The sequence below is a fragment of the Streptomyces sp. 6-11-2 genome (genome assembly GCF_006540305.1).
Lineage (GTDB): Bacteria > Actinomycetota > Actinomycetes > Streptomycetales > Streptomycetaceae > Streptomyces.
The window spans coordinates 5,446,302-5,464,045 of sequence record NZ_BJOR01000001.1 but is presented as its reverse complement, the minus strand read 5'-3'; the positions used below and the strand labels follow the sequence as shown (position 1 = coordinate 5,464,045).

The 17,744-nt window shown below is 71.2% G+C and carries 15 protein-coding genes; 4 read left to right on the top strand and 11 right to left on the bottom strand.

What is annotated here, in order from left to right; genetic code table 11:
• Positions 1-15 precede the first annotated feature (15 nt).
• The gene (gene pgl, locus TNCT6_RS24060; RefSeq protein WP_253266437.1) at positions 16-756 is read left to right on the top strand and encodes a 6-phosphogluconolactonase; all 741 of its coding nucleotides are present in this window, start codon (positions 16-18) and stop codon (positions 754-756) included.
• Between the two features lie 73 nt (positions 757-829).
• Here pgl and TNCT6_RS24055 read toward each other — a convergent pair whose 3' ends face one another.
• The 5 genes from TNCT6_RS24055 to TNCT6_RS24035 form a co-directional block, all read right to left on the bottom strand.
• Positions 830-1,669, bottom strand: a complete 840-nt coding sequence (locus tag TNCT6_RS24055; protein ID WP_141362026.1) for a carbohydrate ABC transporter permease — start codon at positions 1,667-1,669, stop codon at positions 830-832.
• Positions 1,666-3,036, bottom strand: a complete 1,371-nt coding sequence (locus tag TNCT6_RS24050) for an ABC transporter permease subunit (RefSeq protein ID WP_141362024.1) — start codon at positions 3,034-3,036, stop codon at positions 1,666-1,668. Before TNCT6_RS24050 ends, TNCT6_RS24055 begins: the two co-directional genes overlap by 4 nt.
• A 6-nt stretch (positions 3,037-3,042) precedes the next feature.
• On the bottom strand, positions 3,043-4,383 hold the full coding sequence (locus TNCT6_RS24045; protein WP_141362022.1) for an ABC transporter substrate-binding protein: 1,341 nt from the start codon (positions 4,381-4,383) through the stop codon (positions 3,043-3,045).
• A 38-nt stretch (positions 4,384-4,421) separates the two neighbouring features.
• On the bottom strand, positions 4,422-6,053 hold the full coding sequence (locus TNCT6_RS24040; RefSeq protein ID WP_141362020.1) for a glycoside hydrolase family 13 protein: 1,632 nt from the start codon (positions 6,051-6,053) through the stop codon (positions 4,422-4,424).
• A 204-nt stretch (positions 6,054-6,257) separates the two neighbouring features.
• Positions 6,258-7,532: an ABC transporter substrate-binding protein gene (locus TNCT6_RS24035; protein WP_141362018.1), complete on the bottom strand. Its 1,275-nt coding sequence runs from the start codon at positions 7,530-7,532 to the stop codon at positions 6,258-6,260.
• Between the two features lie 160 nt (positions 7,533-7,692).
• Between TNCT6_RS24035 and TNCT6_RS24030 the strand changes: the two genes are divergently transcribed.
• The 3 genes from TNCT6_RS24030 (at position 7,693) to TNCT6_RS24020 (ending at position 11,352) form a co-directional block, all read left to right on the top strand.
• Positions 7,693-8,208, top strand: a complete 516-nt coding sequence (locus tag TNCT6_RS24030; RefSeq protein WP_141362016.1) for a PadR family transcriptional regulator — start codon at positions 7,693-7,695, stop codon at positions 8,206-8,208.
• Positions 8,205-8,960 (top strand): ABC transporter ATP-binding protein, encoded by a 756-nt coding sequence (locus TNCT6_RS24025; RefSeq protein WP_141362014.1) that lies wholly within the window; start codon positions 8,205-8,207, stop codon positions 8,958-8,960. Before TNCT6_RS24030 ends, TNCT6_RS24025 begins: the two co-directional genes overlap by 4 nt.
• A gap of 109 nt (positions 8,961-9,069) precedes the next feature.
• Positions 9,070-11,352, top strand: coding sequence for an FtsX-like permease family protein (locus TNCT6_RS24020; RefSeq protein WP_141362012.1), 2,283 nt, complete (start codon positions 9,070-9,072; stop codon positions 11,350-11,352).
• Positions 11,353-11,535: 183 nt separating this feature from the next.
• Here TNCT6_RS24020 and pgi read toward each other — a convergent pair whose 3' ends face one another.
• The 6 genes from pgi to pgk form a co-directional block, all read right to left on the bottom strand.
• A complete protein-coding gene (pgi, locus tag TNCT6_RS24015; RefSeq protein WP_141362010.1) occupies positions 11,536-13,188 on the bottom strand; it encodes a glucose-6-phosphate isomerase in 1,653 nt (550 codons plus the stop codon).
• A gap of 66 nt (positions 13,189-13,254) precedes the next feature.
• Positions 13,255-14,535, bottom strand: coding sequence for an MFS transporter (locus tag TNCT6_RS24010; protein ID WP_141362008.1), 1,281 nt, complete (start codon positions 14,533-14,535; stop codon positions 13,255-13,257).
• A gap of 155 nt (positions 14,536-14,690) precedes the next feature.
• Complete coding sequence (locus TNCT6_RS24005; protein WP_073952427.1) at positions 14,691-15,026, bottom strand: RNA polymerase-binding protein RbpA; 336 nt, start codon at positions 15,024-15,026, stop codon at positions 14,691-14,693.
• Between the two features lie 215 nt (positions 15,027-15,241).
• A complete protein-coding gene (gene secG, locus TNCT6_RS24000; RefSeq protein WP_100569504.1) occupies positions 15,242-15,478 on the bottom strand; it encodes a preprotein translocase subunit SecG in 237 nt (78 codons plus the stop codon).
• A 159-nt stretch (positions 15,479-15,637) separates the two neighbouring features.
• Positions 15,638-16,414 carry a triose-phosphate isomerase gene (tpiA, locus tag TNCT6_RS23995; RefSeq protein WP_141362006.1) on the bottom strand — a complete coding sequence of 259 codons (777 nt, stop codon included), beginning with the start codon at positions 16,412-16,414 and terminating at the stop codon, positions 15,638-15,640.
• A 6-nt stretch (positions 16,415-16,420) separates the two neighbouring features.
• The gene (gene pgk, locus TNCT6_RS23990) at positions 16,421-17,632 is read right to left on the bottom strand and encodes a phosphoglycerate kinase (protein WP_141362004.1); all 1,212 of its coding nucleotides are present in this window, start codon (positions 17,630-17,632) and stop codon (positions 16,421-16,423) included.
• Positions 17,633-17,744: the final 112 nt, after the last annotated feature.

Below are 17,744 nucleotides of genomic sequence, written 5' to 3'. Positions count from 1 at the left end.
CACGACAAGGAGCTGATGGCGCAGGCCGCCGCGGCCCGGCTGATCACCCGGATCGTGGACGCGCAGGCCTCGACGGGCTCGGCGTCCGTGGTCCTCACCGGCGGCCGCAACGGCAACGGGGTGCTGGCCGCGCTGGCGGCCGCGCCCGCCCGCGACGCGATCGACTGGGGCCGGCTGGACCTGTGGTGGGGCGACGAGCGGTTCCTGCCGGAGGGCGACCCGGAACGCAATGTCACGCAGGCCCGCGAGGCCCTGCTGGACTCCGTGCCGCTGGACCCCAAACGCGTGCACGCCATGCCGGCGTCGGACGGTCCCTACGGCGCGGACGTCGAGGCGGCGGCGGAGGCCTACGCCGAGGAGCTGGCCCGCGCGGCCGGCCCCGAGAACCACGGCGCGGTCCCGTCGTTCGACGTCCTGATGCTGGGCGTCGGCCCGGACACCCATGTCGCGTCCCTCTTCCCGGAGCACCCGGGGGTGCGCGAGACGGAGCGTACGGTGATCGGCGTGCACGGCTCCCCCAAGCCGCCGCCCACCCGCGTCTCCCTCACCCTGCCCGCCATCCGCTCGGCCCGCGAGGTGTGGCTGCTGGCGGCCGGCGAGGACAAGGCCAACGCGGTGGCGATGGCCCTCTCGGGCGCGGGTGAGATCCAGGCCCCGGCGGCCGGCGCCCAGGGCCGCGCCCGCACCCTGTGGCTCCTGGACACGGCGGCGGCCTCACAGCTGCCACGATCGCTGTATCCACCGGCCTCGGCGTGAACGGCAAGGTGCGGCGGCGGTGTTCCTCACCGCCGCCGCACCTTGCTTTTTCAGGCCGAACCGGGGATCGCCGTCACTTCACCGACCCCGCCATCACCCCCTGCACGAAGTGCCGCTGGAAGGCGAAGAACACGACCACCGGCACGACCAGCGACAGGAACGCTCCCGGCGCCAGCACATCGATGTTGCTGCCGAACTGCCGGATCTGCGACTGGAGTGCCACCGTCAGCGGCTGCGAGGAGGTGTCGGCGAACAGCAGCGCCACCAGCATGTCGTTCCACACCCACAGGAACTGGAAGATGGCGAGGCTCGCGATCGCGGGCCGCCCCACCGGCAGCACCAGCCGGGTGAAGATCCGCCACTCGTTGCCCCCGTCCATGCGGGCCGCCTCCAGCATCTCCTTCGGCATCTCGGCGAAGTAGTTCCGCAGCAGGAACACCGCGAACGGCAGTCCGTAGGCCACGTGGAACAGGACCACACCGGGGATCGTGCCGAACAGGCCGAGCTGGCCGAAGAGTTTGGCGACGGGCAGCAGACCGATCTGCACCGGCACCACCAGCATCGCCACCACCAGGAGGAACAGCGGCTCACGGGCCGGGAAGTCCAGCCAGGCGAAGGCGTATCCGGCCAGCGCCGCGATGACGACGACCAGGACCGTCGTGGGCACCGAGATCAGCACCGTGTTCCAGAAGGCCTTGGTGATGCCCGAGTTCTTCAGCAGTGCCGAGTAGTTGTCGAAGGACAGCTGCCCGGGGCTGGCCAGCGCCGTCCACCAGCCGCCCTTCGCGGTGTCCTGGGCCGAGCGCAGCGACGACAGGAAGAGTCCCGCGAGCGGGGTCATCCAGACCAGGCCGATCACCACGAGGACGGCCTGGACCAGCCCGTTGCCCAGGCCCCGCCTGACCGCGTTCATCGCTGACTCCTTCGGAAGCGGCGGACGTTGAACACCATCGCCGGGATCACCAGGAGCAGCAGGAGCACGCCGAGCGCGCTGCCGAGGCCCTGGTTGTTGCCACCGCCGAAGGACACCAGCCACATCTGGGTCGCCAGCACGGTGGCGTCCTGCTGCACCGGGCCGGGCGCGATGATGTAGACGAGGTCGAAGACCTTCATCACGTTGATCACGAGGGTGACGAAGACGACGGTGAGGACGGGGGCGAGCAGCGGCACGGTGATCCGGCGGAAGATCTGCCACTCGTTGGCCCCGTCGATGCGCGCCGCCTCCAGCGCGTCACGCGGCAGCGCGGACAGTCCGGCGCCGATCAGCACCATCGCGAACCCGGTCCAGATCCACAGGTAGGCACCGATGATCATCGGGGTGACGAGTGTCGGGCCGAGCCAGGAGACGCCCTGGTAGGGCTGTGCGAAGTTGGCCTGCGGCAGCTTCACCTCGTACGAGCCCGCCGTCAGGCCCGTGAGGCGGAAGGAGCCGTCGGAGCCCGTGGTGGTGGTCGCGACCGTCCGGCCGTCGCGCACCGCCTCGACCTTCATGCCGGGCAGGCCGCTCTCGCCGCGGTCGACCTTGCCCTGGGTGCCGCCTCCGCCGGGCGCGAAGTCCAGGTAGACGACTCCGCGCAGTTCGTCCCCGGCGGCCTTCCCGCCCTCCACCGGGCGGGCGGGCGAGGCATCGCCGGGCAGGTCCTTGGGCAGCACGCCGACCATCGGCAGGGTCACCGTGGCGCCCGGCGAGAGGCTCGCGTCGGTGAGGTACGAGCCGTCCCGGCCCTGGGTCAGCCCGAATCCCTCACGGGCGCGTGCGCTCGGGTAGGACGGGGATCCCTTGAAGGCGTCGTGCACGGAGACCACGGCGGCGTTGAGGACGCCCTTGTCCGGGTCCTCGTCGTAGGCGAGCCGGAAGATGATGCCGGCGGCCAGGAAGGACACCGCCATCGGCATGAACAGCAGCAGCTTGAACGCCGTCGCCCAGCGGACCTTCTCCACCAGTACGGCGAGGACGAGTCCGAGCCCGGTGAGCAGCGCCGGGGCGACGACGACCCAGATCGTGGTGTTCCGGACGGCCTTCAGCGTCGCCGGATCGCGGAACATCTCGGTGTAGTTGTCCCCGCCGACGAACCGGCTGCCGGAGGCGTCGAAGAAGCTCCGGCCGACGGAGAACAGGACGGGGTAGACGACGAGCGCGCCGAGCAGCAGCAGTGCGGGGAAGACGAACAGCAGCGCGACGACCCGCCCCCGCCGCCGCGCGCGCCGAGTACGTTCGGCGCGCGCGGCGGGCGTCGGGGGGCCCGCTCCCTTCTCCTTCGCGAGCGTGGTGGCGGTCATGGTGCGTCAGCCCTGGTTCTTGTACGCCTTGGCCGCCGCGGCCTCCAGCTTCGCCGCGGTGCCCTTCGGGTCGGACGGGTCGCGCAGGAAGTCCTGGAGCAGCTTCCACTCGCCCACGCCGCTGGTGCCGCCGAAGGACGCCGGGGCCTGGTCGGACATGTCGAACCGGACCGCGTCGGAGTCGCCCGCCGCGACCAGGGACTTGGCGGTGGCGCGGGTGACGTCGTCGCCGTAGGAGGCGAGGTCGAGGTTCTTGTTCGGGGACAGGAAGCCGCCGGCCTTGGCCCAGACGGCCGCGGCCTCCGGAGTGGCCAGGTACTCGAGGAGCTTCATGCCGGCCTTGGCGTTCTTGCCGTCCTTGAGGACGGCGGCCGCGTCGCCGCCGCTGACGACCGGCGCGTTGCCGCCGTCGACCGGCGGGAACGGGAAGAAGTCCGCGTCCTTGCCGATGGTCCGGTCGAACTGGTCGTGCGCGACACCCGCGACGAAGTCGCCCTCGTAGACCATGCCGGCCTCGGGCTTGGGCCCGAAGACCTTCTCCACCGAGCCCGGGAAGTCGGTGTTGAGGGCGCCCTTCTGGCCGCCCGCGATCAGCTGCTTGTCCTTGAACAGCTTGCCGAGCGTGGTGAGCGCCTTGACCACGCTGTCGTCGGTCCACTTCAGCTGGTGCGCGGCGAGGGCGTCGTACTTCTCGGGGCCGGCCTGGGAGAGGTAGATGTTCTCGAACCAGTCGGTCAGGGTCCAGCCGTCCTGTCCGGCGACCGCGAAGGCGGCGAGCCCGGAGTCGGAGAGGGTGTGCCCGGCCTTGAGCATCTCGTCGTACGTCGCCGGCGGCTTGACGCCGGCCTGGTCGAGCGCGTCGGGGCTGTACCAGACGGTCGACTTGTGGGCGGCCTTGAAGTACAGGCCGTACAGGGTGTCGTCGACGCTGCCGTACTTCTTCCACACCGGCGCGAAGTTGGCGTCCACCGACTTCTGGGTGGTGTCGGACAGCGGCTCCAGCCAGCCCTTCTTGGCGAACTGCTGGAGCACGCCGACCTGCGGGACCATCACGACGTCGGGGGCGTTGCCGCCCTCGATCTTGCTGCCGACGACGGTGGAGACGTTGTCGCCGGTCGACATGAACTGGGTCTTGGCGCCGGTCTTCGCGGAGAACGCGTCCAGCACCTTCTGGAAGTTCTTCTGCTCACTGCCGGACCAGACGCCGGCCACGGTGACCGTCTGGCCGTCGAGCGTCTTGTCGCCGCCGCCCGCGGAGACGGGGTCGTCGCTGCCGCAGGCGGTGGCGCCGAGGGCGAGGACGAGGGCGGTGCAGCCGGTGAGCAGGGTGGTACGTCGTCGCATCATCGTTGATGTCCCTTCGGAAGGTGGGGAATTGACGAGGTTCAGAGGTCGGTGCCTTCGGTGATCCACCAGGCGGCGGTGGATCCGGGAAGCACTCCGGGCGGGCAGTCGCCGCTGGCCAGCAGCGGGCTGCCGGGAACCGGCGCGGTCGTGGGCGAGGTACCGAAGTTGACGGCGCAGACCAGGCCGTCGCCGCGGACGAAGGCGAGGACGTCCGGCGGGGTGTCCAGCCAGCGCAGCGAGCCCTCGCCCAACTGGGGAAGCGCGGAACGCAGTTGCAGGCCGTCGCGGTACAGGTGCCAGAAGGAGCGGGTGTCGGCGAGGGCGCGTTCGGTGACGTACTCGGCGAAGTACGAGGGCTGCGGCAGCCAGGGCTTGGCGCTCTGGGTCCCGGAGGTGAAGCCGAACGGGGAGACCTGCCCCGACCAGGGCAGCGGCACCCGGCAGCCGTCGCGGACACGGGCGCGGCTTCCGGTGCGGCGGAAGATCGGGTCGGTGAGCACGTCGTCGGGCAGGTCGACGACCTCGGGCAGGCCGAGTTCCTCGCCCTGGTAGACGTACGCGGCTCCGGGCAGCGCCAGCATCAGCAGCGCGGCGGCGCGGGCGCGGGCGGCACCGAGACCGCTGCCCTCCACGGCGGCCTCGCCGTAGCGGGTGACGGTGCGGACCTGGTCGTGGTTGTTGAGGACCCAGGTGACCGTGGAGCCGGTGCCGGCGATGTCCTGCATGGCCTCGGAGATGACCTTGCGGAAGGCGTCGGGGTCCCAGGGGGCGCCGAGCAGGTCGAAGAAGAAGGCCTGGTGCAGTTCGTCCGGGCGGACGTACATGGCGTGTTCGCGGGCGCTGGGCACGGACACCTCGCCGACCAGCAGGCGTTCGCGGCCGTCGCGGGCGGTGTACTCCTCGCACACCGCGCGCCAGTGCCGCCACACGTCGTGCACCTCGGGCTGGTTCCAGGCGAGCGGGTTGACCGAGTCGCGGGTGCGGGCGTCGGCCTCCGGGTCCGGGGAGTCGGGCAGTTCGGGGTGCTTGAACAGGCCGGCGGCGACGTCGATGCGGAAGCCGTCCACGCCCCGGTCCAGCCAGAAGCGCAGGACGCGCTCGAACTCGGCGGGGATCTCGGGGTTGCGCCAGTTCCAGTCGGGCTGCTCGGGCGTGAACATGTGCAGGTACCACTGGCCGGGGCGGCCGTCCGGCTCGGTGATCCGGGTCCAGGCGGGGCCGCCGAACATGGCGTGCCAGTTGTTGGGCGGCTTGGCGCCGTCCGGGCCGCGGCCGTCGGTGAAGTGGAAGCGCGCACGGGCCTCGCTGCCGGGCTCGGCGGCGAGCGCCTCGCGGAACCACGGGTGCTCGCTGGAGCAGTGGTTGGGGACGATGTCGAGGAGCACCCTGATCCCGAGCCGATGCGCGGTGGCCATCAGCAGGTCGAACTCGGCGAGGTCGCCGAAGAGCTGATCGACTCCGCAGTAGTCGGCCACGTCGTAGCCGTGGTCGTGCTGCGGGGAGGGATAGAAGGGACTCAACCAGATGCCGTCGACGCCGAGCTTCTTCAGATACGGCAGCCCGGCCCGGACCCCGGCCAGATCGCCGATGCCGTCGCCGGTGCTGTCCAGGAAGCTGCGCACGTAGACCTGGTAGATCACCGCGTCGCGCCACCAACCATGCCTGTTCAATCCATTGACCTGTTCCTGTGAAGGCAGCAGTTATGCATGCATGTTAGGTATCAGTGTCACGGAGGTGTCAACGAACGAAACAGAAGCTACTGGGCAGTTGACTTCTCATGTCCGGACTTGTCCGGACGGGATGGCCATAGATGTGATGGCGGCGTTACCTAACAAGTAACTACTGCCGCGCTTCCGCCGTGAGCGGTACAAGCGCTACGAGCGCCCGGCGATGGCGTCGAGCTCGCGCGCGAGGCGCCGCACGGCCGCCTCGGGGGTCTGCCGCCCGGCCAGCGTGTCGTGCACGACCGCCTGAACCACCAGGCTGACCTGGTCGTAGTGCGGGCTCTTGGGCCGCGGAGCGGCGGCCAGCACGGAGGCACGCAGGGTCGGCAGGTACGGGAACCGCCGTACGAGTGCGGGGTCTTCGTACAGCGCGGCGCGCACGGGCGGCAGCGCGCCCTCGGTGAGCACCTGGCGCTGGACGGGCTCGCTGGTGAGGTACGCGATGAGGCGCGCGGCCGAGTCGGGGTGCCGCGCATGCGTGTTGACGGCCAGGTTGGAGCCGCCGAGGACACTGGTCCCCGGCCCGTCGGGTCCGGGCAGCGGTACGGCGCCGATCTTCCCGGCGACCGCGGAGCCCTCGGCGGAGGCGACGGCGTACGCGTAGGGCCAGTTGCGCAGGAAGAGCAGCCGGCCGTCCTGGAAGGCCTGCTTGGACTCCTCCTCCTTGTACGTCAGCGCCTCCTCGGGGATCCAGCCCTCGGCGAAGCCGCGCGCCAGGAAGCCGATGCCCTCGCGGGCCGCGCCCGAGTCGACGGTGACGCGCTCGCCCTCGTCGCCGAGGATCGTGCCGCCCGCCGAGTACACGGCTTCGGCCGCGTTGACGGTCAGCCCCTCGTACGGCAGGAACTGGCCCGCGTAGCCGTCCAGTCCGTACTTCGGCGCGATGGTCCGGGCGGCGTGCTCCAGCTCGGCCCAGGTGCGCGGCGGCGGGACGCCCTCCTTGGCCAGGACGTCCTTGCGGTACAGCAGCAGGCCGGCGTTGGTGACGTACGGGACCGCGTACAGCCGTCCGTCGTAGGTGGCGGTGTCGACGACCGGGGGCAGGAACGTCTCCAGCGGGAAGCGCTCGCGCGGCAGCGGGCGGATCCAGCCGGCGGCGGCGAACTCCGAGGTCCAGTTGACGTCGATGTTGAGCACGTCGAACCGGCTGCGGTTGCCGCCGCGCAGGTCGGTGGCCATCTGCTCGCGGGTCTCGTCGGCGGCGTCGGGCAGCTCGACGAGGGTGACCCTCTCGGTGGGGTGGGTGCGGTTCCAGCCCTCCAGCAGCGGGCCGAGGTAGCCGGTCAGGTCGCCCGCGGTGGCCAGGGTGAGCGGGCCGCGGCCCTCACCGCTCCCCTCGGTCGCCCGGGCACCCGAGGAGATATAGCCGGTCATGACCACGACCAGAACAAGGAGGCCCCTACCGGCGGCGTGGATCCACCGCATAGGTTCCTCCTTGCACACCGGCGCCGGGCACCTTCGCCCGGCTCAGGCCATGTATACCTGTTAGGTATGGGCGATACTAGGGCTTGGCGTCAATCTCACGTCGTCCACCCGGAGACACCCCGCATGACGCGTCTGACGAGGACCTAGGAGGAGAGCACGCGTGCGCCTGCCCCTCCTGGCACTTCTCGCGCGCGGTCCCGCCCACGGCTACGAGCTGAAGCAGGACCTTGAGCAACTGCTGGGCTCCGCGTACCCTCAGCCGAACGTCGGCCAGATCTACGTGACCCTCGGCCGCCTCGAGAAGTCGGGACTGATCGAGGGCGAGGAGGTCGAGCAGTCCAGCCGGCCCAACAAGAAGATCTACCACCTCACCGACTCCGGGCGGGGGGCGCTGCGCGCCTGGTTCGAGGAGCCCGAGGACGAGCCGCGGGTGCGGGACGAGTTCTTCATGAAGCTCGCCCTCGCCCCGCAGACCGGTCTCGCCGACCAGATCGCCCTCATCAACAAGCAGCGGCGCCAGTACCTCAACACCATGCGCAACCTGTCGAAGCTGGCCGCCGCCGAGAACCGGGACAACCGAATCGCCCAACTGCTGATCGAGGGCGCCATGCTGCACCTTCAGGCCGACCTGGACTGGCTGGAGCGGTGCCAGGAGGAACTGGAGGGGCTGGAGTGAGCGACGTCCGAGCTCCGGCGCTGCTGCGGGCCGAGGGCCTGGTCAAGACGCACCACGGCCAGGGGGCGCCCGCGCGGGCCGTGCGCGGGGTGGATCTGTCGGTGACCCGCGGCGAGTTCGTGGCGGTCACCGGCCCGTCCGGGGCCGGCAAGTCGACGCTGCTGCACCTGCTCGGCGGACTTCAGCGGCCGGACGAGGGCAGCATCTGGCTGGACGGCCGGTGCACCGACTCCTACGGCGAGGCCCGCTGGGCCGAGGAACGCCGCAACGGCATCGGGATCGTGTTCCAGTTCTTCAACCTGGTCTCCAACCTGTCCGTCGCCGACAACGTCGAACTGCCCGCGCTGCTCGCCGGCCGCTCGCCGCGGCAGGCCCGTGCCGAGCGGGAGGAACTGCTGGCCGAGCTGGGCCTGGAGGGCAAGGAGCGCAGTATGCCGGGCGAACTGTCCGGCGGTGAGCAGCAGCGGGTCGCACTGGCCCGCGCGCTGGTCAACCACCCTCCGCTGCTGCTCGCCGACGAGCCCGCCGGCAGCCTCGACAGCAAGGGCACCCGCGAGGTGATGCGGCTGCTGTCCCGCTTCCACGGGCGCGGCCAGACGATCGTACTGGTCACCCATGACGCCCGGCTGGCGAGCGCCGCGGACCGGGTGATCAGTTTCTTCGACGGCCGGATCGCCGACGACGCGGCACTGGACGGGACGACGCCGTCGCGGAGCACGGGGATCTCGGGCGTGCTGGAACTGAGGGACTGAGTGCGGTGTACGACCACCTGATGTGCCCGGGGTGCGACCACCCGGCGTGCCCGGGGTACGGCCGCCCGGCGTGCCCCGGGCCGCGTTCCGGGCCGAGGGACTGAGGCCGGTGCGAGCCACGTTGCGCTGGGCGCACTCCGATCTGCGCGCCCACCGGGGGGAGGCGCTGTTCATCGTGCTGGCCACGGCCGGCATCGTCGCCTCGCTGCTGCTGGCCACCGCGCTGTTCGGCTACGCGACCAATCCCTGGCAGCGGGTCTTCACCCAGTCCCACGGGGCCCATGTGTGGCTGCACACGGCGAGGTCCGCCGAGACGGGACGACTCACCGCGCTGGACGGCGTCGAGTCGGTCACCGACGCCTACCTCGTCGAGTCCGCCACCGTCGTCTCCCGCGGCACCCGCGCCACCGTGGAACTGCGCGGTACACCCTCGCTGCCCGCCGTGGGACGCCCGCTGCTCACCGCCGGGCACTGGCTGGACGCCGGGGAGCCGGACGGCGTGGTCCTGGAGAGCCGCCTGGCCACGGCCCTGCTGGCCGAGCCCGGGGACACGCTCGTCCTGCCCGGTAGCGGGCGCGCGCTGAGCGTGGTGGGCATCGCCGACAGCGCCGAGCCCCGCTACGGCCCCGGCGAGCAGCCGGGGCTGGTGTGGGCGCAGCCGTCCGCGGTGCGCGAGCCCGGCGGACGGGTGGTCGGACTGCGGCTGGCCGATCCCGACGACACGGACTACGCCGTGCAGCGCGCCGTCACCGTGCTGGGCGCCGGCGTGGTCGGCGAGGTGTCCACCTGGCAGCAGGCACGGGCCGAGGCGCAGAGCGACAACCGGCTGCTCGGGCAGGTGCTGGGCCTGTTCGGGCTGGGCGCGCTGATCGCGGCCGGGCTGGCGGTGCACGGCGCGATCGGCACCCGCATACGGGGGCATCTGCGGGACATCTCGGTGCTGAAGGCGATCGGTTTCACGCCCGCCCAGGTGGTCCGGATCTTCCTGCTCCAGCATGTGGCGTACGCCGTGCTGGGCGCCGTGGCCGCGGTGGTGCTGACCGAGGGGCTGGGCGCGCGGATCCCGGGCCGGCTGGGCGACGCGGTCGGGGTGTGGCAGGGCCTGCCGGGCCAGACGGTGACGATGGGCGCGGTCCCGGTGGGCGCGGTGCTGTTCATCGGCGCGGTGACCGGGCTCGCGGCGTGGCGGGCGGGACGGGTGCCGCCGGTCCCGGTGCCGCACCCGGCGGCGGTGCCGGGCGGCGGCCTGCCCGGGGTCGCCCGCGGGGCGCTGGGTCTGCGCCTGCCGCCCGCGCTGGTCCTGGGCTGGCACCGGGCCTTCACCCGTCGCCCGCGCACCTTCGCCACGGTGGGGCGGCTGGCGCTGCCGCTGCTGCTGATCGTGGTGGCGATGAGTGCCTGGACCACGATCGACCGCTTCCACAACCGGCCGGAGGAGCTGGGGCTGCCGGCCGCGCTGACCGTCCGCCCCGACAGCACCCTGAACGACGGCGGCACGCGGGAGCTGCTGGATCGGGAACCCGGGGTCGCCGCCGTCTACCCCGGTGTGGAGGTGGCCGCCCTGGTCCCCGGCCAGACGGCAACGATCGCCCTGCGGGGCCTGGGCACCCGCGAGGCTCCCTACCCGTTCGCCCTGGCCGAGGGCCGCCGCGCCGACGGGCCCGACGAGGCGGTCGCCGGGCAGGGCCTGCTGGACCTGCTCGACGTCCGGGTCGGCGACTGGGTGCGCATGACGGTGGGCGACCAGCCGCAGATCCTGCACATCGTCGGCCGCAGCATCGAACCGGAGAACGCCGGCCGGGTCATCTCCACGTCCCTGGACACCCTGCACGAGAACGACCCGAACCTCAGCCCCACCTTCTACCAGCTCCGCCTCGATCCGGGCACCGATCCGCGCCACGTCGCCACCGCCCTGTCCGCCGCCGCCCACGGCCACCTCGACGTCCATCCGGTGACCAACCCGGCCGACGGCCTGTCGTCGATGCGCGCGGTCATCGTGGGCCTGACCTGTGTCCTGGCCCTGATCGGCCTGATCGAGCTCCTCTCCGCGATCGGCGGCACGATCCGCGAGGGCGAACGGGACCTCCTGGCCCTGAAGGCCATCGGTCTCTCTCCCCGCCAGATCACCGCGATCACGGTGACCGCGACCGGTTGCACGGCCCTGGCCGCCGCAGCCGCCGCCACGGCCCTGGCGCTCCCCCTGTCCACCTGGTTGATCAACGCCCAGGGTCACTCCAGCGGCATAGGCGCCGGCATCGCCAGAACGCCCTCCCCGCTCCTGCTGCTCCTCTTCGTCGCCTCGGCGGCCCTGGGCGCCGCGGCCCTGTCCGCCCTCCCCGCCACCAGAGCCTCCCACCGCCGCCTGGCGGACACGTTGTCAGCGGTGGCCTGAACACCCACGGGTCCGGACGGGCTGGGGCGGAGCCCCGGGTGACCCGGAGAATCCGGGGATCCGGAGATCCGGGGAGCCGGGGAGCCGGAGATCCGGAGAGCCCGGGGATCCGGAGAGCCCGGGGATCCGGAGAGCCCGGGGGCCCCAGGGACTCCACTCCAGCGAGACGGGTGGGAAGAGGGATCAGCGGGAGCGAAGGGCGCGGTACTTGGCGACCAGGGTCGTCGTGGAGGGGTCCAGCCCCTCCACTTCCGCGCCCTCCGTCAGAGCCGGCTCCACGCGCTTCGCCAGGACCTTGCCCAGCTCGACTCCCCACTGGTCGAAGGAGTCGATGTTCCAGACAGCGCCCTGTACGAACACCTTGTGTTCGTACAGCGCGATCAGCTGCCCCAGCACCGACGGAGTCAACTCACGCGCGAGGATCGTGGTCGTGGGGTGGTTCCCGCGGAACGTCTTGTGCGGCACCAGCTCCGTCGGCACCCCCTCCGCCCGTACCTCCTCCGGCGTCTTGCCGAAGGCCAGCGCCTGGGTCTGCGCGAAGAAGTTGGCCATCAGCAGATCGTGCTGCGCCCGGAGTTCATCGCTCAGCTCGGCCACCGGCTCGGCGAAGCCGATGAAGTCCGCCGGGATCAGCTTCGTACCCTGGTGGATCAACTGGTAGTACGCGTGCTGCCCGTTCGTGCCCGGCGTCCCCCACACCACCGGCCCGGTCTGCCACTCCACGGGCTCTCCGTCCCGCTGCACCGACTTCCCGTTGGACTCCATGTCCAGCTGCTGAAGATACGCGGTGAACTTCGACAGATAGTGCGAGTACGGCAGCACCGCATGCGACTGCGCGTCGTGGAAGTTGCCGTACCAGATCCCCAACAGTCCTAGCAGCAAGGGCACGTTGGACTCGGCCGACGCGGTCCTGAAGTGCTCGTCGACGAGCCGGAAGCCGTCCAGCATCTCCCGGAACCGGTCCGGCCCGATCGCGATCATCAGGGACAGGCCGATCGCGGAGTCGTACGAGTACCGACCCCCGACCCAGTCCCAGAACTCGAACATGTTCTCGACGTCGATGCCGAACTCGGACACCTTCTCCGTGTTCGTGGACAGCGCCACGAAGTGCCGGGCGACCGCCTCCGGGCCGGCCTTCAACTCTCCCAGCAGCCAGTTGCGCGCCGACGTCGCGTTGGTGATCGTCTCGATCGTGGTGAACGTCTTGGACGCGATGACGAACAGCGTCTCCGCCGCGTCCAGATCCCGCACGGCCTCGTGCAGATCCGCGCCGTCGACGTTCGACACGAACCGCACCGTCAGACCGCGGTCGGTGTAGGCCCGCAGCGCCTCGTACGCCATCGCGGGGCCCAGGTCGGAGCCGCCGATGCCGACGTTGACCACATTGCGGATCCGCTTGCCGGTGTGCCCCGTCCACTCCCCCGACCGCACCCGGTGCGCGAAGTCGCTCATCTTGTCGAGGACCGCGTGCACCCCCGGCACGACGTTCTCCCCGTCGACCTCGATCACCGCGTCCCGCCGCGAGCGCAGCGCCGTGTGCAGCACGGCCCGGTCCTCGGTGACGTTGATCTTCGCACCGCGGAACATGGCGTCCCGCAGCCCGAACACGTCCGTCGCGGCGGCCAGCTCCCGCAGCAGCCGCAGGGTCTCGTCGGTGACGAGGTGCTTGGAGTAGTCGACGTACAGATCACCGACCTGGAGGGCGTACGCCTCGCCGCGCTCCGGGTGGGCCGCGAACAGATCCCGTAGACCGGTGTCGGCGAGCTCCTCACGGTGCCTGGCCAGAGCGGTCCACTCGGGCCTCTGGTTGAGCCTGGTACGGGCGTCTGCGTTCATTCGGACCTCAGCCTTCTTTCCTAGCTGTCCTGCGTCCTTGCCCCGCTGCCGGTCCAACCTAGTTGATCAGCGGGAGACATGAGTCGTCGTCACGCCGTCGTCCGGCGTAACAACGAGTACGTCGGCACGGCGCGCGGGTATCAGCGCGGCCACGGAAAGCACGAAGAACGCGGCCGTGAGCAGCGCCGGCCAGTTCGGCCCCCACACGGCCGCGACGGCCCCGCCGAGCACCGCGCCCAGCGGCGCCCCGGCCACCGCGAGAGTGCGGAAGGCCGCGCTGACCCGGCCCAGCATCCCGGCGGGGCTGCGCTGCTGCATCAGTGTCGTCGTGTTGACGTTCCACACCATGCCCATCAGCCCGAACACGGCCAGTGCGGCCACCGCGAAGGCCAGGCTGGGCACCAGTCCCAGGACCACCAGCGCGGCGATCTGCACCCCGCCGGCCAGCACCACGGCCCGCATCCGCCCGAGCCGGGCCACGATCCGCCGGTTGACCGCTCCCCCGGCCAGGCTGCCGAGCGTGTACGCCGTCAGGGCCGCCGCGTATCCCTTGGTGCCCGCGCCCAGCCAGCCGGTCACGACGACCACCAGGGTGGCGATGAGCGCGCCCATCCCGACGTTGCACAGGGCGGTGGCGGCGCACAGCCCGCGCAGGGCCCTGTCCCGCCCGAGGGCGCGCAGCCCCTCGGTTATCTCCCGCCGCAGCGTGCTGCCCGCCGGTCTCGGCCCGCGCTCGGGCGCCGGGACCCGCAGGGAGGCCACGAGAGCGGCGGCCACCAGGAAGGTGACGGCGTCGGCCGCGAAGGGCGCGGCGGCCCCCGCCGCGAACAGCAGGGGCACGACCGGGCCGCCCAGCAGCCCGCCCGCGAGGCGCTGCCCGGTCATCAGACGGGCGTTGGCGCTGCCCAGCGCCTCGGACTCCACCAGGGCGGGCAACAGGGCCGTGGCTGCGTTGTCGAAGAGTGTCTGGAGCGTGGTCAGCGCGAAGGCCAGGGCGATCAGCAGGCCGATCGAGGCGTGTCCGAGGGCCACCGCCAGGGCGAAGCCGCCGACCAGGAGGCCCCGTACCGTGTCCGCCGCCCACATCGCACGCCGCTGGTCCACACGGTCCGCGACGGCGCCGCCGAGCAGCCCGAAGACGATCCAGGGGAGATAGCCGCAGGCCGTGACGGAGGCGATGAGCAGCGGGTCGTCGGTCAGGGACAGGGCGAGCAGCGGCAGCGCGGCCGTACGCAGCGCGTCGCCGAAGCTGGACAGCACGGCGGCGCTCCACAGCCGTCCGAATCCGCCGCGCCACGCCGGCGCACCCGCGTCGACGGCTTCGCACCCGGCCTCGATCCCCGTCATGGTTGCCCCTCCGCCTCACGATTCACCGATACGCAAACCGTAGAGGGCACCACTGACAATCGGTCCGCGGCGGCCGGTCCGTCCGGATACGCGACAGGTCCGGTACGCAACAGGTCCGGCCCCGCGCCCGAAGGCGGCCGACCGGACCTCAAGTCCTAGATCTCGCCCCGGAGTTTGGCGAGCGCCTCGGCGAGGATCGCCTCACCGTCCGCGTCGCTGCGGCGCTCCCGCACATAGGCCAGGTGCGTCTTGTAGGGCTCGGTCCGCGGCGGGGCCGGCGGGTTGTCCTGGTCCTGACCGGCCGGAAAACCGCAGCGCGGGCAGTCCCAGGTGTCGGGAACCTGCGCGTCGCTGGCGAAGCTCGGCTGGGTCTCGTGTCCGTTGGAGCACCAGAAGGAGATGCGCAGACGCGGCGCGGACTCGCCACGCTCGGCCTCGCCCATCGGCCCCGCCCCGACCCGGCTTCCTCGGATCGCGTTGCCACTTGCCACGGTCGTAACTCCCTGCGTGATGGTGCCGCGAAACGGGTCGGCCTCCGCTTCGCCGCGAGCGCCTCAGTCTACGTAAGGCCCAACGCGCGTCCAGTGATGGGAGTTACCGCTCCCACACAGACGCAAGCCCCATGATAGGCCGCGCTCAGGAACGCGTACCGACCATGGGGCCTTACGTACGGAATGTGCGGTCCCGACCGACGGGCAGCCGCTCGTCAGCTGCTCGTCTTCATCAGGATGCCGAGCACGATGATGCAGGCGAGCCACAGCAGGCCGATGACCACGGTGATGCGGTCGAGGTTGCGCTCGGCGACCGAGGAGCCGCCCACGGAGGACTGCATACCGCCACCGAACATGTCGGAGAGGCCGCCGCCCTTCCCCTTGTGCATCAGCACCAGCAGCATCAGCAGCAGGCTGAAGACGATCAGGGCGATCGAGAACCCCAAAACCACGGCTGGACCAACTTCCTCGGATTCGGATGGACGACGGGGTGTGGCAGGTCATGCCTACCATGCCCCCGCAAGGGTACGACGGATCGCCGCCCGCGCATACTCACAGCCCGGCCCGCCGCTCACGGCGGGCCCGGCCCGGTGCCCGCGACGGGCCCCGGCTCACTGCTCGCCGAAGCGCACGATCTTGACGAACTCGTCGGTGTCCAGCGAGGCACCGCCGACCAGGGCGCCGTCGATGTCCTTCTGCGCCATGATCTCGGCGACGTTGCCCGACTTCACCGAGCCGCCGTACTGGATGCGCACCTGGTCAGCGACCTCCTGCGAGTACAGCTCGGCGAGCTTGCCGCGGATGGCGCCGCAGACCTCCTGGGCCTCCGCCGCGCCGCAGACCTTGCCGGTGCCGATGGCCCAGACGGGCTCGTAGGCGATCACGATCGACTCGGCCTGCTCGGCCGGGAGGTCCTTCAGGCCTCCCTCGACCTGGGTGAGCGTGTGCGTGACGTGGTTGCCCGCGTCGCGGACGTCCAGTTCCTCGCCGACACACAGGATCGGGGTCAGGCCGTGCTTGTAGGCGGCCTTGACCTTGGCGTTCACCAGCTCGTCGGTCTCGTTGTGGTACTGCCGACGCTCGGAGTGGCCGATCACCACATAGGTGCACTTCAGCTTGGCCAGCATCGGACCGGAGATCTCGCCGGTGTACGCGCCGGTGTCGTGCGCCGAGACGTCCTGGGCGCCGTACTTGATCTTGAGCTTGTCGCCGTCGACCAGCGTCTGCACGGAGCGCAGGTCGGTGAAGGGCGGCAGGACGGCGACCTCGACGGCCTCGTAGTCCTTGTCGGCAAGGGCGAAGGCGAGCTTCTGGACGTGCGCGATGGCCTCGAGGTGGTTGAGGTTCATCTTCCAGTTGCCCGCCATAAGCGGCGTGCGCGTGCTCATACGGTTTCAGTCCTCCAGTGCGGCGAGGCCGGGGAGCGTCTTGCCCTCGAGGTATTCGAGGGAGGCGCCGCCGCCGGTCGAGATGTGGCCGAATGCCGACTCGTCGAAGCCCAGCGTACGGATCGCCGCGGCGGAGTCGCCGCCGCCCACGACGGTGAAGCCGTCCGAGTCGACCAGGGCCTGGGCGACCGCCCTGGTGCCCTCGGCGAAGTCGGGGTGCTCGAAGACGCCCATCGGGCCGTTCCAGAAGACGGTGGCGGCGTCGGCGAGCTTCGCGGCGTACAGCTTGCGGGACTCCGGGCCGATGTCCAGGCCCTGCTGGCCGGCCGGCATGGCGTCCGCGGCGACGGCGGTGGGGTGGACCGGGGCCTTGGCCTTCAGGTCCGGGAACTCGGGCGCGACCAGCGTGTCCACGGGCAGGACCAGCTCGACGCCGGTCTTCTCGGCCCGCTCGATGTACTCCTTGACGGCGGAGAGCTGGTCCTCCTGAAGGAGGGAGGTGCCGATCTCATGGCCCTGGGCCTTGAGGAAGGTGTACGCCATGCCGCCGCCGATGAGCAGCCGGTCGGCCTTGCCGAGCAGCTCGTCGATGACGGCGAGCTTGTCGGAGACCTTGGCGCCGCCGAGCGCGACGACGTAGGGCCGCCGGACGTCCTCGGTGAGCTTCTTCAGGACACCGACCTCGGTGGCGATGAGGTAGCCGGCGTAGTGCGGAAGGCGGGCCGGCAGGTCGTAGACGGAGGCGTGCTTGCGGTGCACGGCGCCGAATCCGTCGCCGACGTAGACGTCCGCGAGGGCGGCGAGCCGGTCGGCGAACTCGCCCCGCTCGGCGTCGTCCTTGGACGTCTCGCCGGGATTGAACCGCAGGTTCTCGATGACCGCGACCTGGCCGGGCTGAAGGCCGTCCACGGCGGCGTGGGCGGCCGGGCCGACGGTGTCCTGGGCGAACGCCACGGGGGCACCCAGGAGTTCACCGAGCCGCTCGGCGGCGGGCAGCAGCGAGAAGGCCGGGTCCGGGGCGCCCTTGGGGCGGCCCAGGTGGGAGGCGACGACCACCTGGGCGCCGGCCTCGGCGAGGGCCTTGACGGTGGGCAGGACGGCGCGGATGCGGCCGTCGTCGGTGATGACACCGTCGGCCAGCGGCACGTTGAGGTCGGCGCGGACGAAGACCCGCTTGCCGTCCACGCCTTCGGAGAGAAGTTCGTCGATCGTCTTCATTGGGTGGGACTCCTGAGGAGGGGGCTCTTGATCGTACGAGGGCTGATCGATCCGCACGTGGGCGGGTTGTGGTCGTTCGGCCCGCTGTACGTGCGTCAGGGCCCGGACGGCG

Coding starts and splice junctions, on each gene's coding strand:
- TNCT6_RS24055 (WP_141362026.1), bottom strand. CDS start 1,669: ATGAACGCGGTCAGGCGGGGCCTGGGCAACGGGCTGGTCCAGGCCGTC.
- TNCT6_RS24045 (WP_141362022.1), bottom strand. CDS start 4,383: ATGATGCGACGACGTACCACCCTGCTCACCGGCTGCACCGCCCTCGTC.
- TNCT6_RS24050 (WP_141362024.1), bottom strand. CDS start 3,036: ATGACCGCCACCACGCTCGCGAAGGAGAAGGGAGCGGGCCCCCCGACG.
- TNCT6_RS24035 (WP_141362018.1), bottom strand. CDS start 7,532: ATGCGGTGGATCCACGCCGCCGGTAGGGGCCTCCTTGTTCTGGTCGTG.
- pgk (WP_141362004.1), bottom strand. CDS start 17,632: ATGAAGACGATCGACGAACTTCTCTCCGAAGGCGTGGACGGCAAGCGG.
- pgi (WP_141362010.1), bottom strand. CDS start 13,188: ATGAACGCAGACGCCCGTACCAGGCTCAACCAGAGGCCCGAGTGGACC.
- tpiA (WP_141362006.1), bottom strand. CDS start 16,414: ATGAGCACGCGCACGCCGCTTATGGCGGGCAACTGGAAGATGAACCTC.
- TNCT6_RS24010 (WP_141362008.1), bottom strand. CDS start 14,535: ATGACGGGGATCGAGGCCGGGTGCGAAGCCGTCGACGCGGGTGCGCCG.
- pgl (WP_253266437.1), top strand. CDS start 16: ATGGCGCAGGCCGCCGCGGCCCGGCTGATCACCCGGATCGTGGACGCG.